This window comes from Deltaproteobacteria bacterium, from assembly GCA_028818775.1.
Taxonomy (GTDB): domain Bacteria; phylum Desulfobacterota; class Binatia; order UBA9968; family JAJDTQ01; genus JAJDTQ01.
The window spans coordinates 61151-86952 of sequence record JAPPNE010000048.1 but is presented as its reverse complement, the minus strand read 5'-3'; the positions used below and the strand labels follow the sequence as shown (position 1 = coordinate 86952).

The 25802-nt window shown below is 66.7% G+C and carries 21 protein-coding genes; 18 read left to right on the top strand and 3 right to left on the bottom strand.

Annotated elements, in window-relative coordinates; genetic code table 11:
- The 3 genes from OXU42_05125 to OXU42_05115 all read left to right on the top strand — a co-directional run bounded on the left by OXU42_05125 (position 1) and on the right by OXU42_05115 (position 3763).
- Entirely contained in the window at positions 1-1089 is a 1089-nt protein-coding gene (locus tag OXU42_05125) for an amidohydrolase family protein (protein ID MDE0028772.1), read from the top strand.
- A 29-nt stretch (positions 1090-1118) separates the two neighbouring features.
- A complete protein-coding gene (locus OXU42_05120; GenBank protein MDE0028771.1) occupies positions 1119-2111 on the top strand; it encodes an ornithine cyclodeaminase family protein in 993 nt (330 codons plus the stop codon).
- Between the two features lie 164 nt (positions 2112-2275).
- On the top strand, positions 2276-3763 hold the full coding sequence (locus tag OXU42_05115; GenBank protein MDE0028770.1) for a chlorohydrolase family protein: 1488 nt from the start codon (positions 2276-2278) through the stop codon (positions 3761-3763).
- A gap of 9 nt (positions 3764-3772) precedes the next feature.
- Here the strand turns inward: OXU42_05115 and OXU42_05110 are convergent, their stop codons facing one another.
- Positions 3773-4648, bottom strand: a complete 876-nt coding sequence (locus OXU42_05110; GenBank protein MDE0028769.1) for a DMT family transporter — start codon at positions 4646-4648, stop codon at positions 3773-3775.
- A 140-nt stretch (positions 4649-4788) separates the two neighbouring features.
- Here OXU42_05110 and pheA point away from each other — a divergent pair, with 140 nt between their 5' ends.
- The 10 genes from pheA to OXU42_05060 all read left to right on the top strand — a co-directional run bounded on the left by pheA (position 4789) and on the right by OXU42_05060 (position 16793).
- Positions 4789-5865, top strand: coding sequence for a prephenate dehydratase (gene pheA, locus OXU42_05105; protein MDE0028768.1), 1077 nt, complete (start codon positions 4789-4791; stop codon positions 5863-5865).
- The gene (gene hisC, locus OXU42_05100) at positions 5862-6968 is read left to right on the top strand and encodes a histidinol-phosphate transaminase (GenBank protein ID MDE0028767.1); all 1107 of its coding nucleotides are present in this window, start codon (positions 5862-5864) and stop codon (positions 6966-6968) included. Before pheA ends, hisC begins: the two co-directional genes overlap by 4 nt.
- A complete protein-coding gene (locus tag OXU42_05095) occupies positions 6968-7822 on the top strand; it encodes a prephenate dehydrogenase/arogenate dehydrogenase family protein (protein ID MDE0028766.1) in 855 nt (284 codons plus the stop codon). The genes hisC and OXU42_05095 overlap by 1 nt, the downstream gene beginning before the upstream one ends.
- 2 nt (positions 7823-7824) lie before the next feature.
- Positions 7825-9102: a 3-phosphoshikimate 1-carboxyvinyltransferase gene (gene aroA, locus OXU42_05090; GenBank protein ID MDE0028765.1), complete on the top strand. Its 1278-nt coding sequence runs from the start codon at positions 7825-7827 to the stop codon at positions 9100-9102.
- A 65-nt stretch (positions 9103-9167) separates the two neighbouring features.
- Positions 9168-9851 carry a (d)CMP kinase gene (cmk, locus tag OXU42_05085; GenBank protein ID MDE0028764.1) on the top strand — a complete coding sequence of 228 codons (684 nt, stop codon included), beginning with the start codon at positions 9168-9170 and terminating at the stop codon, positions 9849-9851.
- The gene (locus OXU42_05080; GenBank protein ID MDE0028763.1) at positions 9848-11650 is read left to right on the top strand and encodes a 30S ribosomal protein S1; all 1803 of its coding nucleotides are present in this window, start codon (positions 9848-9850) and stop codon (positions 11648-11650) included. The genes cmk and OXU42_05080 overlap by 4 nt, the downstream gene beginning before the upstream one ends.
- A 29-nt stretch (positions 11651-11679) precedes the next feature.
- The gene (locus OXU42_05075; GenBank protein MDE0028762.1) at positions 11680-11982 is read left to right on the top strand and encodes an integration host factor subunit beta; all 303 of its coding nucleotides are present in this window, start codon (positions 11680-11682) and stop codon (positions 11980-11982) included.
- A gap of 82 nt (positions 11983-12064) precedes the next feature.
- Positions 12065-13462 carry a magnesium chelatase gene (locus OXU42_05070; protein ID MDE0028761.1) on the top strand — a complete coding sequence of 466 codons (1398 nt, stop codon included), beginning with the start codon at positions 12065-12067 and terminating at the stop codon, positions 13460-13462.
- Positions 13463-13484: 22 nt separating this feature from the next.
- A complete protein-coding gene (locus OXU42_05065) occupies positions 13485-15080 on the top strand; it encodes a VWA domain-containing protein (GenBank protein ID MDE0028760.1) in 1596 nt (531 codons plus the stop codon).
- Between the two features lie 501 nt (positions 15081-15581).
- The gene (locus OXU42_05060) at positions 15582-16793 is read left to right on the top strand and encodes an endonuclease/exonuclease/phosphatase family protein (GenBank protein MDE0028759.1); all 1212 of its coding nucleotides are present in this window, start codon (positions 15582-15584) and stop codon (positions 16791-16793) included.
- A gap of 308 nt (positions 16794-17101) precedes the next feature.
- Here OXU42_05060 and OXU42_05055 read toward each other — a convergent pair whose 3' ends face one another.
- Together OXU42_05055 and OXU42_05050 are read right to left on the bottom strand one after the other, a co-directional pair.
- Complete coding sequence (locus OXU42_05055) at positions 17102-17539, bottom strand: type II toxin-antitoxin system HicB family antitoxin (protein MDE0028758.1); 438 nt, start codon at positions 17537-17539, stop codon at positions 17102-17104.
- A gap of 44 nt (positions 17540-17583) precedes the next feature.
- Positions 17584-17805 carry a hypothetical protein gene (locus OXU42_05050; protein ID MDE0028757.1) on the bottom strand — a complete coding sequence of 74 codons (222 nt, stop codon included), beginning with the start codon at positions 17803-17805 and terminating at the stop codon, positions 17584-17586.
- 252 nt (positions 17806-18057) lie between these two features.
- Here OXU42_05050 and OXU42_05045 point away from each other — a divergent pair, with 252 nt between their 5' ends.
- From OXU42_05045 to xerD, 5 genes are read left to right on the top strand one after another with little or no spacing between them, the layout of a single operon-like run.
- Positions 18058-18414 (top strand): XRE family transcriptional regulator, encoded by a 357-nt coding sequence (locus OXU42_05045; protein MDE0028756.1) that lies wholly within the window; start codon positions 18058-18060, stop codon positions 18412-18414.
- Between the two features lie 27 nt (positions 18415-18441).
- On the top strand, positions 18442-21045 hold the full coding sequence (mutS, locus tag OXU42_05040) for a DNA mismatch repair protein MutS (GenBank protein ID MDE0028755.1): 2604 nt from the start codon (positions 18442-18444) through the stop codon (positions 21043-21045).
- Positions 21046-22158, top strand: a complete 1113-nt coding sequence (locus OXU42_05035) for an N-acetylmuramoyl-L-alanine amidase (protein ID MDE0028754.1) — start codon at positions 21046-21048, stop codon at positions 22156-22158.
- Positions 22155-24884 (top strand): [protein-PII] uridylyltransferase, encoded by a 2730-nt coding sequence (gene glnD / locus OXU42_05030; GenBank protein ID MDE0028753.1) that lies wholly within the window; start codon positions 22155-22157, stop codon positions 24882-24884. The genes OXU42_05035 and glnD overlap by 4 nt, the downstream gene beginning before the upstream one ends.
- Positions 24874-25791: a site-specific tyrosine recombinase XerD gene (gene xerD / locus OXU42_05025; protein MDE0028752.1), complete on the top strand. Its 918-nt coding sequence runs from the start codon at positions 24874-24876 to the stop codon at positions 25789-25791. The genes glnD and xerD overlap by 11 nt, the downstream gene beginning before the upstream one ends.
- Positions 25792-25802 lie beyond the last annotated feature (11 nt).

Sequence of the window (25802 nt, the reverse complement as noted above, 5' to 3'; positions counted from 1 at the left end):
ATGCCGACCATCAACGACGCGGACGGCCACGTCAACGACTATTTCTTCGGCGATGAGATCGCCAGGTACATGCCCAAGGGGAACCAGTTCAGCCAGATGTTTCCGGTCTTCGACCACCTTCACTTCCGCTACCTGATGAAGAACCGCGTGCCCAAGTACGTCGGCGGCAGCATGAAGACCGCTCCCGGCCCGGAGGAGTGGCTGGCGTTCATCGACGAGACCGGCATCGCCTGGAGCGTGCTCTACCCCAGCGCCGGTCTGGGGTTCGGCCGCATCGTCTCGGTGGAGTGGGCGATCGCGGCCTGCCGCGCCTACAACAACTGGCTGCACGATCGTTTCACCAGCGTCACGCCGCGCCTCAAGGGCGTCGGCCTCATCCCGATCCAGGACGAGGAGGCCGCGGTGGAGGAGCTGCGGCGCTGCGTCCGGGAGCTCGGCATGGTCGGCGCCATGCTGCCGTCCAACGGCGAGGGGATCAAGGGCCACCTGGGCGCCAAGGCTTACTGGCCCATCTACGAGGAGGCGGAAAAGCTCGGCTGCTGCCTCACCGTGCACGGCGGCGCGCACCATCATCTGGGCCTCGACGGTTTCAGCGTCTACTACCCGGTGCATGCTCTGGGCCATCCCTTCGGGATCATGGTGCAGGCGGCGGCGATGCTGAGCCACGGGATCTTCGAGCGCTTTCCGGGTTTGCGGGTGGCGTTTCTCGAAGGAGGCGCCACCTGGGTGCCGTTCTTCATGGACAGGCTCGACCGTTCCTACAACGAGGGGCACCTGCAGATCGACCTGGCGGGCAACCCGGTGCCCGGTCCCGCGCCGGGAGAGAAGGCCAGCGAGCATTTCAAACGCCACGTCCGGGAGGGGCGCATCTTCGTCGGTTTCGACTGCGACGACGCCGGGCTGGCCTTCGCCGTGCAGCAGGCCGGCGCCGAGCCGTTCCTGTTCGCCAGCGATTTTCCTCACGAGGTCTTCGATGCTGCGTCGTGCCGGCATGAGATCGACGAACTGATCGAGCGGGACGATCTCACCCAGGCGCAGAAGGAGGCGGTCCTGGGAGGCAACGCTGCCCGGCTCTACGGCATCGATTGACCGTCCACGCGCCGCCGCACCACGCCATCATGCTCTTTCTGACGGAAGAAGACGTCCTCAAGGCCATCGAGGGCCGCAACGCCTGCGGCGAAGCGGTCGCGGTCATCGAGGAGGTGCTGCGCCAGCAGTCCGAGGGCAGCACGTTCCATCTCAAGCGGCTGACCATGGAGCACCCGGACCACCCGGGCCATCTCTGGCACAACATCCGCATCCTGCCGGGCATGGTGCCGGAGCTGGGCTACGCGGCGGTGCGGGTCTACTCCGGATACCACGGCACCAACCGCTCGGAGGTCATCTGCCTGTTCGACTGGAAGGACATGGAGATGGTGGCCATCATCTCGGACTACCACCTGCACGCCATTCGCACCGCGTCTCCCTACGGGGTGGCGGCCAAGTACCTGGCGCGGACGGATGCGCAAACCATCGGCGTCATCGGAACCGGGCGCTACGCCAAGGGCTTCGTGCAGGCGTGCTGCTCGGTGCGCGACATCCGCCGCATCAAGGCCTACAGCCGCAGCGCTGACAACCGGCGCCGTTTCTGCGACGAGATGACGGCGGCACTGGGCATCGAGGTGGTGGCGGTGGAGTCGGGCCGGGAGGCCGTGCGCAACACCGACATCATGCTGCTGGCCACCTCGGGCAACACCATCGTGTTCGAAGGAAGCTGGCTCGAGCCCGGCGCCCTGGTCATGTCACTGGCGCCGGGCGAGTTCGACGAGGCCACGGTGAAAGGGTCTCGGGTGTTCCTCTCCGGCACGGACCAGGTGCTGGGCGACAGCCCGCCGCGCAAGCCGTTTCCGTCGCTGCTGGCCAGTGGAAAGTTCAGCCGGGATGATGTGGCCGCCGAGTTCTGCGACGTGGTCGCCGGCAAGAAGCCCGGCCGTCGGAGCGACGACGAGATCATCCTCTACGAGTCTCCGGGCATGGGTATCCTCGACGTGGGCGTCGCCAGTTGGATCTACGGCTTGGCGCGGGAGAAGGGGCTCGGAACTGAGCTGCCCTTCGGGGAAGAGCCTGGTTAGTTAGGGGAACTCCGATTAGTTGGGATGGCGTCCTTCGACTTCGCTTCGCTACGCTCAGGACGAACGGAAAAATGATCGGCCAGCCTTCACCGTTCGTCCTGAGCGTAGCGAAGCGAAGTCGAAGGACGCAGAAGTTGTCAGAGCATCCATGACGGAGGCGTGACATGCGTACGTTGATTCGCGGGGGTTGGATCGTCGGCCATGAGGACGGCCATCATACGCTTTGGCGCGACGGCGTGGTGGTGTTCGAGGGCCGGAGCATCGTGCACGTGGGCGCTGGTTTCGACGGTGCCGTGGACCGCGAGATCGACGCCGGCGGCATGGTGGTGGCGCCGGGGTTCATCGACATGCACGTCCACGGCGGGCACCGCGCGTCCCACCGGCTCATCACCGACACCGGGCGGCCGGACTACTTCGGCCAGCCTTTCCTGGAGATCAGCGTGCCGCGGGAGGGGAAGCGGCCGACCGGGGATCCGCGGTACACCCGGCCGGACCAGGCCGGCGCCACCGAGGGCACCGACCTGCACGCGACCTTCACGGTGGCCGATCTGCTGCGCAACGGCGTCACCACGTTCATGGAGATCGGCAGCCAGCTCCGGGTCCAGGAGGGGCTCCTCAAGGAGGTGGAACGGCTCGGGGCGCGGGCCTACCTGGGACCGGGGTTCGATTCCGGCCGCTGGGTGGCGGACGACCAGGGCCGCCTCAAGCGCGCGCTGGATGAGGCGGGGGGCTGGCGGGAGTTCGAAGGCGCCGTGGACTTCATCAAGCGCGTCGACGGCAGTTGCGGCGACCGGGTGCGGGGGATCCTCATCCCACGGGAGTCCGAGAGCTGCACGGTGGACCTGCTGCGGGCCACCCGGAAGGCGGCGGACGAGCTGAAGGTGCCGATTTCGATCCACGCGGCCTACAACTTCATCGAGTTCTTCGAACTCGTAATGGAGCACCGCATGAGCCCGGTGGAACTGCTGGAGTCCATCGGGCTTCTGGGCCCGGACGTCACCATCGGCCACGGCAACCTGGTGGCCGAGAACCCGCAGATGAACTTCGCGGGCGGCCGGGACCTGGAGATCATGGGCGAACACGGCGTGTCCATCTCCCACTGCCCGGTGAACATCGCCCGCCGCGGCCGCTGCCTCGACTCCTGGGAGCGCTACCGCAAGGCCGGAGTGAACATCGCCCTGGGCAGCGATACCTATCCGCGCGATTTCATGATGCAGATGCGCATCGCCTCCTACTTCGGCAAGGTCATCGGACGCAACCTGCACGCGGCCAGCGCCGCCGATGTCTTCGAGGCCGCCACCCTGGGGGGCGCCCGGGCGCTGGGGCGCGACGACCTCGGGCGGCTGGCTCCGGGAGCCCGCGCGGACATCATCATCGTCGACATTTCCGGGCGCGGCACCCTGCGCTACGGCCCGGTGCGTGATCCCATCAAGAGCATGGTCGAGTGCGGCATCGGCGACGACGTGCGGATGGTCATTGTCGACGGCGTGGTGCGGGTGGAGGACGGCGAGATTCCCGGGGTGGACATGGAAGCGCTGCGGGCGCAGGCCCAGGAGGCAGGGGAGCACGCCTGGGACCACCTGCAGGACTGGGACGCGCTGGGCCGCACCGCGGAAGAGATGAGCCCCTGGTCGTTTCCGCTGATGAAGTAGAGATCCCGGTCAGCCGCTCCGGCGCTGCAGGACGATTCCGCCGATGATCAACGCCAGCCCGGCCAGCGTGCTCGGGTAGATGGGTTCTCCCACGACGAACGCGATGACCAGCAGCGAGAGGAAGGGCGTGAGGTAGATCAGTTGTCCCACTTGTGCGGTGGTGCGTGAGAGCTTGAGCGCCTGGAGCCAGGCGACGAAGGCGACGCCCATCTCGAACGTGCCGATGTAGGCGGCGCCCACGAGGCCCCGTGGTGTGGGCACCTCCATGGAGCCGGAGAGCCACAGAAAGCCTCCCGAGAAAAGGCATCCGAACACGAAGTTGACCAGCAGGCGCGTCACCGGATCGCGCCGGTCCTTGACCCCATAGATCCAGTAGAACGTCCAGATCAGCGTGCTGCCGAGGGCCAGGGCCACGCCCCGCGGGTTGGCGAGGTCGAGGCCGAGCAGGTCGCCGCGGGTGGCGATGACGGCCACGCCGGAGAAGCTGATGCCCATGGCCAGGACGGCGCGAAGGCTGATGGGCTGCCCCAGCAGGAGGATGGAGAAAAGCGCCAGCACCACGGGCCAGGTGAAGTTCAGCGTGAGCGCTTCCTGGGCGGGCAGGAGGTCATAGGCGCGAAAGAGCACGACGTAATAGAGAAAGGGGTTCAGGAAGCCCAGGACCAGGGAGGTGCGCAGGTCTCGTGGGCGCCACTCCCGGAGCTGTCCGAGCCGTCCGGTGGCGAGGCTGATGCACAACAGCACGCCGGCGGAAACCAGAGAGGAGTAGAACACCAGCGCGTCGGCGGTCACGTGGCGCAGGGAAAGCTTGAACGCCGTCGCCACCGTGGACCAGCAAAGCACCGTGGCGCCGGCGTAGAGATAAGCCTGGGTCTGTCGTTGCATGGAAGGTCGCCGCTCGCGACCACGGTATCATGATTGCCGTTCGCCATCGACGAGCGCGAAGCCGCCGCTGATTTGCAATTGCCCGGCTCTTGGGCTAACGTAGCGGTTTCCGTCCCGAATCCTTCCCCTCGAGGTTTTCATTGAGCCGCCGAGAATCGCTAGATGCCCTCCGGAAAAAGATCGACCGAGTTGATTCCAGGATTGTAGCGCTTCTCAACGAGAGAGCATCTCTCGCCCTGAAGATAGGGCAGTACAAGAATTTGAACAGAGAACGCGTCTACGTGGCCAGCCGCGAGCGCGAGGTGTACCGGCGGGTCAGCGAGGCCAATCACGGGCCGTTGCCGCCGGCGTCGGTGCGCGCGGTTTTCCGCGAGGTGCTGTCCGCCTGCCGCGGCATCGAAGCGCAGATGAAGGTGGCGTTCTTCGGTCCCGAGGCGACCTTCACCCACATGGCCGCGCAGCGCCACTTCGGCAGCACCGTGCGCTACCGGCCCGAGCCCACCATCGCCGACGTCTTCCGCGAAGTGGGCGCCGGCAACGTCGACTACGGCGTGGTGCCGGTGGAGAACTCCACCGAGGGGGTGGTGACCCACACCCTGGACCTGCTCCAGGACTCGGACGTGCAGATCTGCGGCGAGGTCAGCATCGACATCGAGCTGTGCCTCCTGTCGCGCTCGGGGCGCGCCGCCGACGTGCGCCGCATCCTGTCCCACTCCCATGCCCTGGGCCAGTGCCGCCGCTGGCTGGGGGCGCACCACGCGAACGCTTCGGTCGAGGCGGTGGCGAGTACGGCCCAGGCGGCCAGGGAAGCGCGGGCGGACCGGCAGGTGGCGGCGGTGGCCAGCCGTCTGGCGGGCGACGTCTACGGGCTCAAGATCGTCCAGGCCAACATCGCCGACAACCAGGACAACATGACCCGCTTCTACGTCATCGGCGACGACCCTCCTTCGCCCACGGGGGAGGACAAGACCAGCATCGTCTTCGCCGCCAAGGACCGCGTGGGCGTGCTGCATGAAATGCTCGCGCCCTTCGCCGGGCACGGCATCAACCTCACCAAGATCGAGTCCCGGCCTTCGCGCCGGAAAGCGTGGGAGTACGTTTTCTTCATCGACTTCCAGGGCCACCGGCAGGAGGAACACGTGGAGAAGGCGCTGGAGCAGCTCGGCCAAAGCTGTGTCTTCCTGAAGGTCCTCGGGTCGTATCCCCAAAGCCTATGAGCATCACCGACAAGGTTCCGGACTATATCCGGCGCATCGTGCCCTACGTGCCCGGCAAGCCCATCGACGAGGTGGAACGGGAGTACGGCATCCAGGGCTCGGCCAAGCTCGCCTCCAACGAGAACCCGCTGGGACCGTCGCCCAAGGCCCTGGCGGCCTTGCGGGAGCACCTGGAGGAACTGCACCTCTATCCCGACGGCGACTGCTTCCACCTGCGGCACGCGTTGGCGGCCAGACTGAACGTGGCGCCGGAGCGGCTCGTCTTCGGCAACGGCTCCAACGAGCTGATCGATCTCGCGGTGCGGACGTTCCTGCGCCCGGGCGACGAGGCCCTGATGTCCCGCGGCAGCTTCGTGGCCTACGGCCTCGCCCTCGCCGCCATGGGCGCGGCCGTGCGCACCGTACCGCTGAAGGACTACGGTTTCGACCTCGAGAGCATGGCGCAGGCGCTGACGCCCGAGACGCGCTGCGTCTTCCTGGCCAATCCCAACAACCCCACCGGCACCATCTACCGGCGGCCCGAGTGGGAGGACTTTCTCGAACGGGTGGGCCCCGACGTGCTGGTGGTGGCGGACGAGGCCTATTTCGAGTACGCCAACGACCCGGACTATCCGGACTCGCTGCGCTATCACCGGGAGGACCGCTCGCTCCTGACCCTGCGGACCTTCTCCAAGGCCTACGGCCTGGCGGGCTTGCGTGTGGGCTATGGCATCGCCCACCCGGATATCGTCGCCGTCATGAACCAGGTGCGGGAGCCCTTCAACGTCAATGCCGCGGCCCAGTGGGCGGCCACCGCGGCGCTGGACGACGCCGCGCACCTGCAACGCAGCATCGAGGTCAACCGGCAGGGGCTGACGTACCTGACCGAGGAGTTGACGGCCCGCGGGGTCGAGTGGGTGCCGAGCCACGCCAACTTCATGCTGGTGCGCACCGGCGACCCGGCGCGCGTGTACGAGGAGCTGTTGCGCCGCGGCGTCATCGTGCGCCCCGTGGGCCCCGAGTTTCCCGAACACGTGCGCGTGACCGTGGGGACAGCGGACGAGAACCGGCGGTTCCTCGACGCCTTGTCGGAGATCCGGGCGGGGAACGGAGGCGCCGGCTGATGTTCCGCACCCTGGTGATCGCGGGCGTGGGGCTGATCGGCGGCTCGCTGGCGCTGGCCGCCAGGGAGCGCGGGCTGGTGGAGCGGGTCGTGGGGTACGGCCGCAACGAGAAGACCCTGCGGCGGGCCAGGAGGATCGGCATTCTCGACGGCTACTTCCTGCACGCCAGGAAGTTTCCCGAGGACGCCGACTTCCTCGTTCTGGCAACGCCGGTGAGTGCCATCGCGCCCTTGACCCGGTCGTTCCTGCCGCGGCTAGACCCGCGCTGTCTCATCAGCGACGTCGGCAGCGTCAAGCGCCGGGTGGTGGCGGACATGGAGCGGTTGCTGAAGGGCGGCCCGCCGTTCGTCGGCGCGCATCCCATCGCCGGCAGCGATCAGTGGGGCCCGGACGCGGCAAGGGCCGACCTCTTCGTCCGGCGGCGCTGCATCATCACGCCGACAGGGAAGAGCGACGCCGCCGCGGTGAAGAAGCTGCGCGCGTTCTGGCGCGCCGTCGGCTCGAGGGTGGAGATGATGGACGCCGCGCGCCACGACCGGATCCTGGGCGTGGTGAGCCATCTTCCCCACGTCGCGGCGTCCGCGCTGGTGAACGTCCTGGACCGTACCCGGATCGACTCGCTGGACCTTGCGGAATACTGCGGCTCCGGGTTCAAGGACACCACCCGCATCGCCGCCGGGCGTCCGGAATTGTGGCGCGACATCTGTCTTCTCAACCGGGAGCCGGTGCTCAAGGGGCTGCGGGAATTCGCCCGGGCCATCGATCGCTTCGCGGATTGCGTCGAGCGGAGCGACGGGCCGGGACTGGAGCGGGAGCTGGAACGGGCGCTGGAGACGCGCAAGAGGATGGCGTAGGCATGGTACGGGTGGAACAGGCTTCGCGCCCGCTCCGGGGCGCGCTGGAAGTGCCGGGAGACAAGTCCATCGGACACCGTGCCGTGATCCTGGGCGCCTTGGCGCGGGGAGAGACGCGCATCCACAACATGTCCGCCGGCGCCGACAACTCCAGCACCGTGTCGGCATTCCGGCGCATGGGCGTCGCGTTCCGGCGCGAGGACGGCGCTCTGTGCATCGAAGGCAGGGGTTGGGACGGGTTGCAGGCGCCGCGGGAGACCATCGACTGCGGCAATTCCGGCACCACCATGCGCCTTCTGGCGGGGGTGCTGGCGGGCCGGCCCTTCGCGGTCACCCTGGACGGCGACGGCTCGTTGCGCACGCGTCCGATGAAGCGGGTGACGGAGCCGCTCACGCGCATGGGAGCGCGGATGTCCGACCGTGAAGGATGCGCGCCGCTCGGTATACACGGCGGGGCGCTCCACGGCATCGAATACGCGTCGCCCGTGGCCAGCGCCCAGGTCAAGTCCGCGGTGCTGCTGGCGGGCCTGCAGGCCCGGGGCGAGACGCATCTCGAGGAGCCTTACCGCTCCCGCGACCACACCGAGATCATGCTCCGCGGTTTCGGCGCCAGGGTGGAGAGCGTCGGTCGCGCGGTGGTGGTGCCGGGCGGACAGGAGCTTTCGGGAACGCGCCTCACGGTGCCGGGGGACATTTCCTCGGCCGCGTTCCTGGTGGTGGCCGCCGCCACGATCCTGGGTTCCGACGTGACGGTGCGCGGCGTGGGCTGCAACGCCACCCGCAGCGGCGTCATCGACGTGCTGCGGGCCATGGGCGCGGACATCGAGCTGACCGGGCGGCGCGAGGAGGCCGGCGAGCCGGTGGCGGATATCCGCGTGCGCGGCGGGACGCTCACGGGCACGGAAGTCGCGCCCGAGCTTGCGCCCCGGACCATCGACGAGTACCCGGTGCTGTTCGTCGCCGCCGCCTTGGCCCAGGGAACCACGCTCTTCCGCGACGTGGGCGAACTGCGCTTCAAGGAGTCCGACCGCATCGCCACCATGGCCCGCGAGCTTTCCAGGATGGGCGCGCGGATGGAGGTGCGCGGTGACGACGTCGCCATCGAGGGAGGCGGCTCGCTCGAGGCGGCTTCGGTGGAAAGCCACGGCGACCATCGGGTGGCCATGGCTCTGTCCGTGGCCGGCCTCTCGGCCGCGGGCGGGATACGGCTGGCGGGGGAGGACTGCGTGAAGGTCTCTTTCCCCGGCTTCTTCGAGAGCCTGGAGAAGCTCCGTGGCTGAAGGAGAAATCCGAGTTCGGGGGGCGGCGCACCGTTTGTGCCTGCTGCCCGGGGAGGTTAGGATAGTTGATCGTGGCCATCGACGGCCCGGCCGGCGCGGGTAAGAGCACCGTCGCGAAGGCCGTGGCGAAGCGTTTGGGATACCGCTATATGGACACGGGGGCCATGTATCGGGCGCTGGCATGGAAGGTCATGCGCCATGGGGCGGATCCCGGCGACGAGGCAGCTTTGGGCAGTATTTTGCGGAACACCGCGGTGGACCTGGGCGCGGATGCGGGAGCGCCGTCGGTGATGCTCGACGGCGTGGACGTGAGCGGCGCCATCCGCACCGCCGAGGTGGGACAGATGGCGTCCAAGGTTTCCGGCCTGGGCGTGGTGCGCAAGCGCATGGCCGAGTTGCAGCGCGCCATGGGGCAGGGCGGCGCCGTGGTCGCGGAAGGGCGCGACATGGGCACCGTGGTTTTCCCGGAGGCCGAGGTCAAGGTCTACCTGGACGCTTCCCCGGAAACGCGCGCGCGCCGGCGCTTCAGGGAGCTTGCGGCGAAAGAACCGGGCCTGACGCTGGAAGAGACGCTGGCGGACGTGGTGCGCCGGGACCGTCGCGACAAGGGGCGCGCGGTGGCGCCGTTGCGCCGGGCGGACGACGCGGTGCTCATCGATTCGACGTCGTTGCCGGTGGAGGCGGTGGTGGAGCGGGTGCTGCAGGAAGTCAAGAAGAAATCCAATGAGAATGGGAGAATTGTTTCATGACGGAAGGCGAGGAGAACAAGAACGAGGAGACGTCGCAGAACCAGCAGGCTCCTGCGAGCGAGGAGACGGCGTACGGCCAGGAGGCAGCGCCCGCCGAGGATGACTTTCGGTCCCTGTTCGAGGAGAGTCTCCAGGCGGTGCAGCCTGGCGGGGTGGTGAGCGGCAGGATCGTCGACGTCAACCCCACCCACGTGGTGGTGGACGTGGGCTACAAGACCGAGGGCCGGATTCCCGTGCAGGAGTTCCAGGATCGCGACGGCGCCTTGCAGGTGGCGGTGGGGGACGACGTGGACGTGTTCTTCGAGTCCCCGGAAGGGGACAGGGGCGAGATCGTGCTCTCGCGCCAGAAGGCCGAGAGCATCAAGGTCTGGGACCGGATCGAGAAGGCCTACGAGCAGGCCATCCCCATCGAGGGCACCATCGTGGCGCGGGTCAAGGGCGGCTTCAAGGTGGACCTGGGGGTGGACGGATTCCTTCCCGGCTCGCACGTGGACATTCGCCCGACGCGGAACCTCGACCAGTTCGTGGGCAAGCGGGACCGGTTCACGATTCTCAAGTACAACCGCATGCGCGACAACGTGGTGGTGTCGCGCAAGATGCTGCTGGAGCAGGAACGCGAGGTGCTCAAGAAGGAGACCCTGGCGGTCCTGGACGAGGGCGTGATCCTGGAAGGCGTCGTCAAGAACATCACGGACTACGGCGCGTTCGTGGACGTGGGCGGCATCGACGGGATCCTGCACATCACCGACATGTCGTGGGGCCGGGTCAACCATCCCAGCGACCTCCTCGGCATCGGGGAGACCATCCGGATCGTGGTGCTCAAGTTCGACAAGGAGCGCGAGCGGATTTCCCTGGGAATGAAGCAGATCACGCCGGACCCCTGGGAGGCGGTGGCGGAAAAGTACCCGGTGGACTCGAAGATCACCGGCAAGGTGGTGGGCCTGACCGACTACGGCGCCTTCGTCGAGCTGGAGAAAGGGGTCGAGGGGCTCATCCACGTATCGGAGATGTCCTGGGCGAAGAAGCTGTCCCATCCCTCCAAGGTGGTCCAGGCGGGCGAGACGGTGGAGGCCATGGTGCTCAACGTCGACCCCGGACGGCGGCGCATATCGCTGGGCCTGCGCCAGGTGTTGCCCAACCCGTGGTTCCTGGCCAAGGAGAAGTATCCCGAGGGCAGCGTCATCCAGGGGCCGGTGCGGAACATCACCGACTTCGGTGTCTTCGTGGGCGTCGAAGAGGGCATCGACGGGTTGATCCACATCTCCGACCTCGACTGGACCAAGAAGATCAAGCATCCCTCGGAGCTCTACAAGAAGGGCGATATCGTCGAGGCCAAGGTGCTCGGCGTCGACCCGCAGGTCGAGCGGTTCTCGCTGGGCATCAAGCAGTTGACCATGGACCCGTGGGAGCAGGTGATCAATGAGCACCCCGTCGGCTCCCGGATCCAGGGCGAAATCGTCCGGGTGCTCGATTTCGGCGTCTTCGTGCGCATCGCCGAGGGGGTGGAGGGGTTGATCCACGTCTCGCAGCTCAGCACCGAGCACGTCGACAAGCCCTCGAGCCTCTACCAGGTGGGAGACGAGGTGGAGGCCGAAATCGTCAACATCGACGTCCAGGAGCACAAGATCGGTCTCAGCATCCGTGCCCTCAAGCGTTCCGAGGAACGGGAGGAGCTCGAGAGTTATCTGCAGCGCGAGAAGGAGGCCGGCCGGTTCTCTTTCGAGACCATCCTGAACGAGGAGTTGAAGCTGGATCGCGAAGGCCGTGGCGGACGCGGCCGGGAGCGCAACAAGCGGTAGGCTTCGCGGGACACGCTGTCAGGGAACCCATGACCAAGCGCGACCTCATCGAAGAGATCAACGACCGGTTTCCCCACCTGTCGCGTTTCGATGCGGAGGTGATCGTCAACACCGTCTTCGACTCGCTGATCACCGCCCTGCGGCGAGAGGAGAGGATCGAGATTCGCGGCTTCGGCAGCTTCGTGGTAAAGCACCGCCGGGCTCGCGACGGCCGCAACCCGAAGACCGGAGAAGTCGTCTCGGTGTCGTCCAAGAGAGTGCCGTTCTTCAAGGTCGGCAAGGAGCTGCGGCTGCGGGTCAACCAGAGCGCCGACATCGAGAGCGGCGGCTAGCGCGATAGCGTTCGGGCGCGCGTCCCTCTCGCTCCCCAAGGCAACAGACAACAGGACCTACGGATTGGCAGGAGGTAACGGAGTGGATTCCATCAACACCCTCGGCGAATTGAAACGTAGCGGCATGGCCGTGCGCACGGTGCGCGACGAGATGCGCCACAATCTCATGGAGCTTCTCAGGTCGGGGCAGCGACTCCTGCCGGGTATCGTGGGTTATGAAGAGACCGTTCTTCCGGAGATCGAGAACGCGATCCTGTCGGGTCACCACATGGTCTTTCTCGGGGAGCGGGGCCAGGCGAAATCGCGCATCATCCGCGGCCTGACGCAGTTGCTGGACGAGAAGATTCCCAGGGTCAAGGGTTGCGAGATCAACTGCGACCCCTTCCAGGTGATCTGTGCGCCGTGCCGGCGGCGCTTGGCGGAGCAGGGCGACGACCTGGAGGTGGAGTGGATCGGCCGGGACCTGCGCTACGGCGAGAAGCTGGCCACCCCGGACGTGTCCATCGCCGACCTCATCGGCGAGATCGATCCCATCAAGGTGGCGGAAGGGCGTTACCTGGCCGACGAGGAGACCATCCACTACGGCCTGGTGCCGCGCACCAACCGGGGCATCTTCGCCGTGAACGAGCTGCCGGACCTGACCGAAAAGGTCCAGGTGGGCCTGTTCAACCTCATGGAGGAGAAGGACGTCCAGATCAAGGGCTACAAGATCCGCCTGCCCCTGGACGTGGTCATCGTCGCCAGCGCCAACCCCGAGGACTACACCAGCCGCGGGCGCATCATCACGCCCCTCAAGGACCGCTTCGACGTCCAGATCCGCACCCACTATCCGCGCGAGGTGGAGCACGAGATCGACATCATGGAGCAGGAGTCGGCGCCCCTGGACGGACGCAGCCACCAGGTGGTGATCCCGGACTTCATGAAGGAGGTCCTGGGCCACCTCACCTTCGAGGCGCGCAACTCCAGCGAGATCAACCAGTCCTCGGGCGTGAGCGTGCGCATCAGCATCAACAACTACGAGAGCATGGTGAGCAACGCCGAGAAGCGCGCCCTGCGGGTGGGCGAGAACACCATCGTGCCGCGGGTGAGCGACCTCCACGCGGTGCTTCCTTCCACCAGCGGCAAGATCGAGGTGGAGTACGTGGGCGAGGAGAAGAACGAGGAGGAGCTCATCGAACGGCTGCTCAACCGGGCCATCCTCAAGACTTTCGACAGCCGTTTCGACGTCAACGCGCTCCAGGAGATCATCGAGTACTTCAACACGGGCTGGGGCGTGGAAGTCTCCGACGACATGCGCTCCGAGGACTACCTCGAGGGCATCAAGGCGATCCCCGGGCTGGAGGAGGCCATTCGCTCGTTGGGCGACATCGACTCGCCCGGTCTCCTGGCCTCGGCCACGGAGCTGGTGCTGGAGGGCCTGCACCTGCATCAGAAGCTCAACAAGGAGGCCGCGGGAGGTCGCATTACGTACGGCAAGTGATGACGACCGTGGTAGACGCACGATGATCCATCACGCCCGCTACAGCCGCTGGAACGGCTTTGAGGACAGGTCGCTCCGGCCCGACGACGTCTTCGACCAGCTCAACGAGCACCTCGACGAGACCGGCGACCTGCAGCAGTCCATGCGCCGCATGATGCAGCGGGGCATGGGCGAGGACGAGGAGCGGGTGCCGGGCCTCGACGACCTGCTGTCCCAGGTGGCGCGGGAAAAGCGCCGCATGTACGAGCAGTACCAGATCCGTTCCGCCCTGGACGAAATCCAGGAAATGCTCCAGGACATCGTCAACCGCGAGCGCCAGACCCTGAAGGAGAGCGAGGACCGGGCCCAGGCGCAGCAGAAGGACGAGTTCCTGCAGCATCTGCCCCCCAAGCTGAGCGACGCCATCGAGCGGCTCGCGAGCTACAGCTTCGAGAACGCCGAGGCGCGCAAGGACTTCGAGGAGATCCTCTCCCAGCTTGACAAGATCCGCCGGCTGGAAAACTACATTCGACGTGAAGGAAACCTCTTCAGGGGCCAGGAATCGTTGAACTTCGAGGAGGCCTCGGAGTTGCAGGAGAAGATGGAGGGGTTGCAGAAGCTCGAGGGCCAGCTCTCCAGCAGCCGTCCCAAGGACGTGGACATGGACCTGCTGAACAGCCTCCTCGGCCCGCAGGCCCAGGAGGACTACGAAGGGGTCATGCGCCTCGAGTCGGCGCTGGAAGAGGGCGGCTACGTGGTCGACAAGGGCGACCACTTCGAGCTGACGCCGCGCGGCGTCCGGCGCATCGGCCAGATCGCCCTGCGCGACATCTACAAGCAACTCGCGCGCGACGCCGCCGGGCGGCACCAGATCGCCCGGCACGGCTCCCAGGAACCGGTGCCGGAGTCGAGCAAGCCGTACGTGTCCGGCGACCCTCTCAACCTGAACCTGATGGAGACCTTGAAGAGCACCCTGCGCCGGGACGCGACGCTGCCGCTCAAGCTCGACCCGGCGGATTTCCGCGTGCTCGAATCGGAGTACTCGACCCGCGCCGCCACCGTGCTCCTGCTGGACATGAGCTGGTCCATGAGCTGGGACGGCCGTTTCGCCGCCGCCAAGAAGGTGGCCCTGGCCATGGAGTCCCTGTGCCGCTCCAAGTATCCCCAGGACTATTTCGGCATCGTCGGCTTCTTCACCCGCGCGGTGGAGCTCAAGGCCAAGGACCTGCCGGAAGCCACCTGGAACATGGGCGACCCCTTCACCAACCTGCAGGACGGGCTCCATCTCGCCATCGACCTGCTCAAGAAGCGCAGCTCCACCCGCAACCAGCAGATCATCGTCATCACCGACGGCCAGCCCACGGCCTACTGCCGGCAGGGCCGGCTCTATTGCGAGTGGCCCCTGAGCTTCGGCGGCATCAGCCAGCGCGCCGCCGAGGAAACCCTCAAGGAGGCCAAGCGGGTCACCCAGCGCGGCATCACCATCAACACTTTCATGCTCGACGACAGCCCGGTCCTCAAGGGCTTCGTCGACGAGATGACCCGCCTCAACAAGGGCCGCGCCTTCTACACCCGTCCCGACCGTCTGGGACAGTACCTCCTGGTAGACTACCTCCTGGGCCAGCGGCGCAAGGTATGAGAACAGGAAACGATCTGTAGCGTCCGCATCGTCCGCCGATCCCTTTGAGCCCGTCGAGCCCATCGAGATCGATATCCAGGTCGAGCTCGTGGAGTCTCTCGATCTTCATGTCGGTGATGCCTCTCGTCAGTTCCGCAAGACCCCTCAGAGCGGCGAGGCCCGATGGAGCGTCCGGGGTGGGCTGCTTTCGTTTGGACATCGAATCGGCTCCTCCCGATCAATCATAAACCGAACGTTCTTCCGGACATGGTGATGGACCTCGGGAATGGGATTCGGAGCGGTCCAAGCCTATCTGGACGCCACGAGAGGGGGTGTCTAGACGAATTCCGAATTTTCGAGGACTTCGGTGATCGGACGACGTCGCGCCCGACTGGTGACGACGGGCTGGGAGACATGCCGCACTCGCGATGGCCATCTGCCGGCCTGCGCCGGACTTCGACGGCCGGCTGCAGAGCCAAGGGTGTCCGGTCGGCCGGGATACAGAGCGTTCCAGAGTCCGCCGTGGCGGCACCGCTGGGGTATTCGGCACCGTCAGGCTCTCCGGGCAGGATGATCGCGAACGGACTCTTCGGCGAGAGCTGCGTTGACCGAATAGAGTTGCCTCAAGTACAGTGCTCGCTACTAAAGGACGCTCGTCATGGCCGCAAGAACTACCTACAAATGTCGCTTCAAGGTGGACGGAAAGGATACCCTGTGAAACATGCAATTTGCGCCTTCTTGATTTCTGGCACCATTGGGTTTCTCACCCAAACCGCTGTTGATGGCATAACGTTTGCAACATGGAATATCGCAAACCTGCACCATGAAACGGGAGTATCGCTCAGAAACAGGTCCGTTGCTCGCGAGGACGCCGACTACGCACGGTTGGCCGCAACAGCGGAGCGGCTCGACGCAGACGTGGTCGCGCTACAGGAAATCGGGTCACCAGCGGCGCTTGAACGGATCTTTTCGTCCGCCAACTATCATTTGATCGTGTCCGATCGATATGTGCCGGGCGACGAAGCACGACCGCCCAAAGAAAGGGACATCTTCACGGCTCTCGCCGTCTCCAAAGTTACCTTTCCGGAGCTTCCAGATGTGAAGACCGTATCGGCCTTTGCTCTTCAGCATATCGAACTGACGAGCGACAGGACCGCTGAGAGCATTCGGCCGACTAGGGCCGCCATGCAGATCGAATTCGAGCATGAGGGACGCAAGATCTCCTTTCTCAACGTCCATTTGAAGTCCTCCTGCCACCAGTATTCGTTGCGTGATGTTGAGGATCAGCATTTCGTCAATAAGAAGCCTTTCGGATCGCGATTTGATTGCAGGACGCTGAAGGCGCAGTTGGCGATCTTGGAGAACTGGATCGAAGTAAAGCACGCTCTTGGCCGCCACGTGGTGGTAGCGGGCGATTTCAACCGCCGCCTTAATAGGTTTTATCGCAATCCAACGCGCCACGAGGATTTTTGGGCCGAGTTGAATGACGGGACTCCAGGCGGTCTCGACCTGTCGAAAGGGCCTGAGGACTCGGACTCGGTATGTTGGCCAAGTCATAAGAAGAGGTTTGAGGAGCATATCGATTTGATTGTTGCGGACAACGCACTCTTGCAGTCATTCGCGACCGTCAAGTTTGAGAAGCTGGGGCTTGGCCACGATGACGCACCTGAATACGCGGACCGAAATCGCGAACGCTTGAGCGATCACTGTCCAGTGGTGTTGAGACTCGAGTAGCACAACTTCAAGACTGATGCCCTCGCCGCAAAGAGCCCGACCGCATGAAAAACAATCCACACCCTCAGCGGGTTACTTGCGTCGACTGGAGCCAATATCCGGAGAAGCGGTGGTGTTCTACCGCCACGTTGGACGATGATAAGAGCCTTTCCATAACCGCTTCCTGCCAGCGAATATTTCTGGCGCCATCTGCCGTTTCATGCACGGACTCGGCTTGGCGCAGCGATTAGAGGCGTGCCAGTGGCTGATGGCGATCCCGGGTGTCGGGCTGCAGACGGCGGCCGCGTTGGTGGCGGCGGTGAAGCGGATCACGCAGCCTCGCCGACGGTCACGCTGACACGCTTCCCCAACCGGCGCAAGGCGCGGTCGATGGTGGCCGCCTTGGTGACATGATCCGGATTCAGCATGCGCCGCACTTCGCTCTCGGCGACGTCGAGGTCGCGGGCGAGACGGCGTTTCGACACGCCGGCCTTGCGGAACGCCTCGTAGAGGGCCGCCTTCAGTACAATCGGCACCGGCGGTACGACGATCGGCCGGCGCCGGGTAGCGCGCGACGGTTTCGGCAGGTTCTTCCCCTCGCGTATCGTAGCCGCGATCAACTCGCGAAGCAGGTCACGGGCTTCGAGCAGCGCCTCGTCGCGGGTCGCGCCGTCGGTCGCACCCCACCCAAAATCTGGAAACGCGACCACATAGCGGCCATCCTCGTCGCGATCGATCTCGGCGGGATAGTTGTAGGTGTCAGGCATCGGTTCGGTTCTCCATGTCCAGACAGCGTCGGCACACGCCCATTCTAGAATTCGTCCCTGTCGATCCCGAGATCCGCGAGCATCCTGGCGAGTAGCCCCTTGCCGATCTCCTTCTTTCGATCCTTGACGGCCGTCTTGCGATCGCCCGCGTAGAGCGTTCCGTGCGATCCCGGTCCTTCCGACGCCACGAAGCGAACCGCCAGATTCCGAGCCCTCGCCCATTTGCGCACCCTGGCGATGAACTGCCGCCCGTTCATGCCCACCATGGTGTCAGCCGCCGCCTTCGAGTGTCAAGGATAGCTGCGCGCATTTTTGAGCGCAACACGCAATTCCCCACGATCACCCGACGTTTCCGCCCGGACTTCGGCTCGGGACCGGCTACTCTACCACTGTGGAGCGGAACCCCACATAGGTTGAACCCAATATAGGCCGTATGCTATATTAGTACATGCTCTGGGTCGTCACGTTGCTTGGCGATTTGCGAGGCCGAGTTCGGGCGAAGAGGAAAGGAGAGGACGATGGGGACGACATTGAGGGAGAAGATGTCGCGGCTCGCCCCCGACCGTCGCGAACGGATCGAGGCAGAGACTGAGCGTCTGCATCAACAGTATCTGACCCTTCAGGATCTGCGGAAGGCGAAGGCGCTGACTCAGTCCCAGCTTGCAGAGTGCCTTGGCATCCGCCAGTCCACGGTGGCGCAGATGGAGAAGCGCAGCGACCTCCTGATCTCGACGTTGCGCGGTTATATCGAGGCCATGGGTGGGCGTCTGGATCTGGTGGTGGCGTTTCCCGACCGGGTGCCGGTTCATCTCGGTGGTCTCGGTGAAGAACGGATGGACGACTTGAGCCCAAGGGACCGAACAGGGGCTCTCTGACGCGACTACGCCGGGTTTCCTGGGGACATGATGGAGCGGACACGGCTCACGCCCATGATGCATCAGTACCTGGAGATCAAGGAGCGTCACCAGGACGCCATCCTGTTCTTCCGGCTCGGGGACTTCTACGAGATGTTCTTCGAGGATGCGGAGAGGGCGTCCAAGGTGCTGGACATCGCGCTCACCAGCCGCGGCCGCCATGACGGCGCGGCCGTGCCGCTGTGCGGCGTGCCGCACCATGCCGCCACTCCCTACATCGGCAAGCTCCTGTCCGCGGGATTCAAGGTGGCGGTGTGCGAGCAGACCGAGGACCCGAAGCTCGCCAAGGGGGTGGTGCGGCGGGAGGTGATCAAGGTCATCAGCCCCGGCACACTCACGGAGGGCGAGGGGCTCGACGCGGGGGTCAACAACTACCTCGTGGCGGTGACGGCGTCCCGTGACGAATACGGGCTCGCCTTCACCGACATCACCACGGGCGAGTTCCGCTTCACGCAGATGGCGGGTTATGCCGCCCTCGCCAACGAGCTCGAGCGCATCCAGCCGCGCGAGCTGCTCATCCCCGAGGCCGGCTCCGATGCACACCGGCGCCTGCGCGAGGACTACGCCGGGGTGCACTGCACGGCGGGTCCGGACGAGTGGTTCGGGGCCGCCGCGGTGCGCAAGCTGGAGGGCGCCGGTCTGCACGGCGGTCCGTCCGACGAATGGCCCCTGGGCGTACGCGCGGCTGCGGCGGTCCGAGCCTACCTGGAGGACCGCTCGCCCGGCTCGGTGCCGGTGCTCACGGTGCTGGAGCCCTACCGGGCCGCGCATTTCCTCATGCTCGACGAACATGCCCAAGCCAACCTCGAGCTGCTGCAGAGCTTCGACGGCAGCCGCCGGGGCTCGCTGCTGGGCTTGCTGGAGCCCCCGCGTACGGCCATGGGGGCGCGCGAGCTGCGCAAGTGGATCCTGTATCCGTTGCTCGACGAGCGCGGCATCCGGCGCCGCCAGGACGCCGTGGAGGAACTGGTGGAGGATCCCGATCGGCGCCGGGGCCTGCGCGACGCCCTGCGTGGGGTCCAGGACCTGGAGCGCCTGGCCGGCCGCGTCGCCGCGCGCACGGCCGGACCGCGGGACCTCGCGGCCGTCAAGGACACGCTGCGTGCCCTTGACAGCGTAGGCGACCCCCTCCAGGGGTGCGCCAGCGAGCTCCTGGCGGCGCTCCGGGCGGAACTCGACTCCGTGCCGGAGGTGGTGGACCTGGTGCAGCGGGCGCTGGTGGACGAGCCGCCCGCCACCACGCGAAGCGGTGGCTACGTGCGCCCGGGATTCGACCCCGAGCTGGACTCCCTCACCGCCGTTCGCAGCAACGCCAAGGGGTGGATCTCCGACCTGCAGCACCAGGAGCGCAGGCGTACCGGCATCCAGTCCCTCAAGGTGCGCTACAACAAGGTCTTCGGCTACTATATCGAGGTCACCAAGGCCAATCTGGCCCACGTGCCGGACAACTACATGCGCAAGCAGACCCTGGCCAACGGCGAGCGCTTCATCACCCCGGAACTCAAGGACTACGAGGCCCGGGTACTGGGCTCCGACGAGGAGATTCTCAAGATCGAGGCGCGGATCTTCCAGGAACTCATCGAGCGCATTGCCGCGCACTACGCCGTCCTCAAGGAGACGAGCCTGGCGCTGGCCCGACTGGACGCCCTGGCGGCGCTGGCGGAGACCGCCGTAAGCCGGCATTTCGTGCGCCCTCGGGTGGACTCCAGCCTGAGATTCTCCCTGCGCGCGGCCCGCCACCCGGTGGTGGAGGCGGTGCTGGGGCGCGGCGCCTTCGTCCCCAACGACTGCGAGATGGACCCGGAGAGCACCCAGATCAAGCTCCTTACCGGCCCCAACATGGCGGGCAAGTCCACCTACATGCGGCAGGTGGCGCTGGTGGTGATCCTGGCGCAGATGGGCAGCTTCGTGCCCGCGGACGCGGCCCACGTGGGCCTCGTGGACCGTCTCTTCACCCGCTTCGGCGCCACCGACGCGCTGGCGGCCGGGGAGTCCACGTTCATGGTGGAGATGAAGGAGACGGCGCGCATCCTGCGTCTGGCCACGCCCCGGAGCCTGATCCTGCTGGACGAGGTGGGGCGCGGCACCAGCACCTTCGACGGTATCTCCATCGCCTGGTCCCTGGCCGAGTTCCTGCACGAATCGCCGCACCGGCCGCGCACGCTGTTCGCCACCCACTATCACGAGCTTACCGGTCTGGCGCGCACCCGCGAGCGCGTGAAGAACTTCAACTTCGCGGTCAAGGAATGGCAAGGGGAGGTGATCTTCCTGCGCACCCTGAAGGAGGGTCCGGCGAGTCGCAGCTACGGCATCCAGGTGGCCGGCCTGGCGGGGCTGCCGGGCTCGCTCATCACGCGCGCCAAGGAGATCCTCAAGAATCTCGAGGGCGAGGAGTTGAACGCCTGGGGGCAGCCGCGGCTGGCGGGGGCCGAGCACGCCACGGAGGGCGTTCAGCTCTCGTTGTATGAACCGCGTGATCGTGACGCACGGCTGCGCGAGAAGCTCCAGGACATCGACGTGAACGGGCTCACGCCGCTGGAGGCGTTGAACCTGCTGGAGGGGCTCGTGACGGAGGCCAGAAGGGAAGGCTGATTGGCGCGTCTCCTGTCCTTGCTGGTCGTGCTTTGCATCATCCTCCCGGCGGTCGCGGCCGACGCGGCGGCGCGTCTGACGCGTGTGCGCCATCTTTCCGGGCTGAATTACACGCGGGTCATCCTCGACGTGACCCACCCGGTCAAGTACTCCGTCCACACCCTGGCGCCGGTGCCGGCCAAGGGGCTTCCGCCGCGCATCTACCTGGACCTCGCCGCGACCGGCCTGAGCACGCGGCGGACCCGTGTCGACATCGACGACCGCCTGGTGCGGCGGGTCCGGCTCAATCAGTTCAAGCCCGGCGTCGCGCGCGTGGTCCTCGACCTCAAGCACCCCGGCACTCACGATGCCGTGCTCATGGCCAACCCGCATCGGATCGTCATCGACGTGGAGCGTCGCGCGGGCAGGGCCGGACGCCGCCATCTCGCGGTGCGGAAGATCGTGCTGGATCCGGGCCACGGGGGCAAGGACCCGGGCGCCGTCGGGGCCGGCGGCCTGCGGGAGAAAGACGTGGTGCTGCGGGTCGCACGGACCTTGGCGCCCCGGCTGCGGCAAGAGATGGGGGTGGACGTCGTGCTGACCCGGAATCGGGACGTGTTCGTGCCGCTGAAGGAACGCACGGCCATAGCCAACCGGGAGAAGGCGGACCTGTTTCTCTCGATCCACTCCAATGCCAGCGCCAACCGGCGTGCCGGGGGGCTCGAGACCTACTACCTGGACAAGACCACCGACGAGGCGACCCTGAAGCTGGCGGCGCGGGAAAACCGCACCGCGCGCCGCAACCTCACGGACCTGCAGATCATGCTGAGCGACCTCAAGCTGAACGTATACCTGCCGGATTCCATCAGCCTGGCGAGCCATCTGCAGTCCTCGCTGGTGAGGAAGACCCGTCCGCGCTATCCGCGCGCCAAGGACCTGGGCGTCAAGAAGGGTCTCTTCTACGTGCTGGTGGGGGCGCGCATGCCCGCGGCGCTGGCGGAACTGTTCTTCGTGAGCAACCGGCGCGAGGCGCGGGAGCTGCGGCGCCCGGAGATGCGCAAGGCCATCGTCGACGGATTATCGGGAGGCATAAGGAACTACGCCGACGGACTGCGCAAGAGGGAGGTTCCATGACGTTGCAAACCCCGGCGCCGGAGGCCGGCTCCGGCCGCGTGGACGCGGAGCGGGAGTCTCCCTGGCGCGGGCTCCTGGACGAATGCCTGGAAGGCGGGGAGTCCGGGGAAGGCGTGCGCGCCTACGTTGCCCGTGGACGGCAACTCCTGCTGGCCGCGCATCGCGGCGGCGCCTCGGGCACGGAGGTGGTGCGGCGGCGCGGGGCGATGATGGACGGCCTCCTGGGACGGTTGTTCGAGCACGCGGAAAGGGACCACGGCACGCGCTTTCCGGCCCTCCGCGGCCGTTGCGCGGTGGTCGCCCAGGGAGGCTACGGCAGGGGTGAATTGAACCCGTGTTCGGACATCGACATCCTGTTCCTGTACGGCTGGCGCGCGGCCGGTTACGTGGAGTTCGTCACCGAGCGCATCCTCTATCCCTTGTGGGACGCCGGCCTTACCGTGGGCCACGCCACGCGCACGGTGACGGAATGCGCGCGGCGCGCGCGCGACGACGATGTCATCCGCACGGCGCTGGTGGACGCGCGCTACGTCTGCGGCGACGCGCGCCTGGCGCGGGACCTGGAGCAGGTGGTGTCACGACAGCTCGGCGGCGGCTCGGGGGAGAGCTTCGTGCAACAGAAGATGGCCGAACACCACCGGCGCCACCAGCAGTACGGCGAGTCGGTGTTCCTGCTGGAGCCGGACGTCAAGGAGGGCCAGGGTGGCCTGCGGGACATTCACGGCGCCTTGTGGGTGGCCCGCGCCAAGTGCGGCGCCGGCCGCGTCGAGGACCTGCCCAAGGCCGGCCTGCTGGACAACCGCGACGCGGCGACGCTGGAGAGCGCGCGGGACTTCCTGTGGCGCACGCGCAACGAACTGCATTTCCTGGCCGGCCGGCATCAGGACCGCCTCACCTTCGAGTCCCAGGAGCAGGCAGCCCGCGGGCTGGGATTTACCGGAGAGGCCCGCTTGAGCGAGGTGGAGACCTTCATGCGCAGCTACTACCGGCACGCCGAGGAGGTGAGCCGGCTGTCGTCGCTCGTGATCCACCGGGCGGTGGACCACGACCCCACGCGGCGCCGGCGCGTGCGTCCGGGACGCGAGTTGCGCCCCGGCGTGCGCGTCACCGGGGGCACGCTGGCGCTGGCGCCGGGTAACGGCCGAAGCGGCCCGGAGGAACTGCTGGAGATCTTCGTGGACCTGCAGCGGCACCGCCTCGAACTTGGGCACGATTCGCGCGCGCTGATCCGCGCCCGGACCGAGGCCGCTGGCGCGGCGCTGGCGTCGTCGCGCGAGGCCAACCGGCGTTTCCTCGACATCCTGCGGGGCAGCGACTGGATCTACGAAACGCTGCTGGAGATGCACCGCACCGGCGTGCTCGACGCCCTGATCCCCGAGTTCGGACGCGTGCGCTGCATGGCGCTGCACGACCTCTATCACATCTATACCGTGGACCAGCACCTCATGCGCGCGGTGAAGGAGTTCGAGCGGCTGCGCTCGGGAGAGTTCGAGGAGTCGCTGCCGCGGCTGTCGCAGCTCGCCCGGGAGGCGGAGCGGCCGGAGGTGCTGATCCTGGGGATCCTGTTCCACGATGTCGGCAAGGGCCAGGGGGGCAACCACTCGGAGCGGGGCCGGCGCATGGCGCTGGCGGCCGCGGCGCGCATGGGCCTCAACGAGGACGAGCAGGAGCTGTTGTCGTTCCTGGTGCTTCACCACCTGCTCCTGACCGGCACGGCGTTTCGCCGCGACATCGAGGACGAGAAGACCGTGGCGGACCTGGCCGGCACCATGGACGGGGCGGAAAACCTCAAGGCGCTGTACCTGCTCACGTACTCGGACATGCGGGCGGTGGGGCCGGATGTATGGAACAACTGGAAGGGTTCGCTGCTGGAGCAGCTCTTCAACCGGACGCTGCACGTGCTGGAGGAGCGCGAGAAGGGCGAGTCGCCCGCGCCCGACCGCGATCTCAAGGTGCGGCGCGTCCAGGACCGGCTGCTGGCGCGGCTCGCGGCGGATCCTTCGGAGGAGGTGCGGCGGGAATTCATCGACGCCATGCCCCGGCGCTACTTCCTCACCACCCCCGAGGAGGCCATGCCGTCCCACTACCGGCTCCTGCGGCGCCTCGGCGACGAACCCTTCCTGGCCGATGTGCGCCATCATCCCGAGCACGGCCACAGCGAGGTGGCCATCTGCGCGCGCGACCAGGCCGGGCTCTTCGCGTCCATCGCCGGCGTCTTCGCGGCCATGGAGCTGAACGTGCTGAGCGCGCGCATCAACACGCGCGGCGACGGGCTGATCCTCGACGTGTTCCGGATCTCGCACCAGGGCCAGGCCCAGGTGGTCATGGATCCGGAGAAGTGGACGCGCATGGAGGCGATCCTGAAACGGGTGCTGCGGGGCGAAGTGGACGTCGCCGAACTGGTGGCCCGCTCGCGCCGTTCCCTGGCGCTGAGGCCGGTGGTCAAGGCGTCCACCCACGTGCGCTGGGACAACGAAGCCTCCGACGACTTCACCATCATCGAGGTCTACACCGAGGACCGCGCGGGCGTCCTCTTCACCATCACCTACTGGCTCTCGAACCTGGCCTTCGCCATCCATCTGGCCAAGATCTCCACCGACGTCGACCGCGTGGCCGACGTCTTCTACGTGGCGGACGCGCACGGCCGCAAGGTCCTGGACGAGGGCCGGCTGCGGGAGCTGCGCGAGGCGCTCCACCGGGAGTTGGAGCCGCGGCATGACGGATGAGCTGACCCGGCACGTGGACCAGTACCTGGAGATGGCCGCGGTGGAGCGGGGCCTGTCGGCCAATACCCTGGAGGCCTACAGCCGCGACCTGAACCGCCTGGCGGATTTCCTCGCCAAACGCAACGTGGCCGGCTGGGGCGGCGCCACCCGGTGGGACTTGCGCGCCTACATCGCCGAAGTGCGCGGCGCCGGCCTGAGCGAGCTGTCCGTGACGCGGCTGCTGGGCAGCATGCGGCGGTTCTTCCGCTTCCTGCTGAAGGAAGAGGTGATCGCCGCCGATCCGGTGCCCGACTTCTCGTCCCGCGGCGCCGCCGGGCGCCTGCCCGAGACCCTGGGGCCGGAGGACATGCGCGCGCTCCTGGAACAGCCGGACGAGGCGAAGCCGCTGGGGGCGCGGGACCGGGCCATGCTCGAGCTGCTCTACGGCAGCGGGCTGCGGGTCACGGAACTGGTCTCCCTGACGCTGCAGCAGGTCAACCTCGACGGCAGTTACCTGACGGTCAGGGGAAAGGGCGCCAAGGTGCGGCTGGTCCCCTTCGGCCGCCATGCGCGCGATTGCCTCCAGCGCTACCTGCGCGACGTGCGTCCGCTCTTCCTGCGCGACCGCTACAGCGATTACGTGTTCCTGTCGCGTTCGGGCAAGCCGCTCACGCGGCAGGGATTCTGGAAGCTCTTGCGGGGCTATGCCTTGCGCGCGGGGCTGCAGCACCGGGTGACCCCTCACACCCTGCGGCACTCCTTCGCCACGCACCTGCTGGAGGGCGGCGCCGATCTGCGCGCCGTGCAGTCCATGCTGGGCCATTCCGACATCACCACCACGCAGATCTACACCCACGTGAGCCGTAGCCGCGTCAAGCAGGTGCACCGGCGCTTCCACCCGCGCGAGGCCCCGGACGGGGAGAATTGAAACGGATACGT

Coding starts and splice junctions, on each gene's coding strand:
- OXU42_05125 (MDE0028772.1), top strand. CDS start 1: ATGCCGACCATCAACGACGCGGACGGCCACGTCAACGACTATTTCTTC.
- OXU42_05120 (MDE0028771.1), top strand. CDS start 1,119: ATGCTCTTTCTGACGGAAGAAGACGTCCTCAAGGCCATCGAGGGCCGC.
- OXU42_05115 (MDE0028770.1), top strand. CDS start 2,276: ATGCGTACGTTGATTCGCGGGGGTTGGATCGTCGGCCATGAGGACGGC.
- OXU42_05110 (MDE0028769.1), bottom strand. CDS start 4,648: ATGCAACGACAGACCCAGGCTTATCTCTACGCCGGCGCCACGGTGCTT.
- hisC (MDE0028767.1), top strand. CDS start 5,862: ATGAGCATCACCGACAAGGTTCCGGACTATATCCGGCGCATCGTGCCC.
- OXU42_05095 (MDE0028766.1), top strand. CDS start 6,968: ATGTTCCGCACCCTGGTGATCGCGGGCGTGGGGCTGATCGGCGGCTCG.
- aroA (MDE0028765.1), top strand. CDS start 7,825: ATGGTACGGGTGGAACAGGCTTCGCGCCCGCTCCGGGGCGCGCTGGAA.
- OXU42_05080 (MDE0028763.1), top strand. CDS start 9,848: ATGACGGAAGGCGAGGAGAACAAGAACGAGGAGACGTCGCAGAACCAG.
- OXU42_05075 (MDE0028762.1), top strand. CDS start 11,680: ATGACCAAGCGCGACCTCATCGAAGAGATCAACGACCGGTTTCCCCAC.
- OXU42_05065 (MDE0028760.1), top strand. CDS start 13,485: ATGATCCATCACGCCCGCTACAGCCGCTGGAACGGCTTTGAGGACAGG.
- OXU42_05055 (MDE0028758.1), bottom strand. CDS start 17,539: ATGCCTGACACCTACAACTATCCCGCCGAGATCGATCGCGACGAGGAT.
- OXU42_05050 (MDE0028757.1), bottom strand. CDS start 17,805: ATGGTGGGCATGAACGGGCGGCAGTTCATCGCCAGGGTGCGCAAATGG.
- OXU42_05045 (MDE0028756.1), top strand. CDS start 18,058: ATGGGGACGACATTGAGGGAGAAGATGTCGCGGCTCGCCCCCGACCGT.
- mutS (MDE0028755.1), top strand. CDS start 18,442: ATGATGGAGCGGACACGGCTCACGCCCATGATGCATCAGTACCTGGAG.
- glnD (MDE0028753.1), top strand. CDS start 22,155: ATGACGTTGCAAACCCCGGCGCCGGAGGCCGGCTCCGGCCGCGTGGAC.
- xerD (MDE0028752.1), top strand. CDS start 24,874: ATGACGGATGAGCTGACCCGGCACGTGGACCAGTACCTGGAGATGGCC.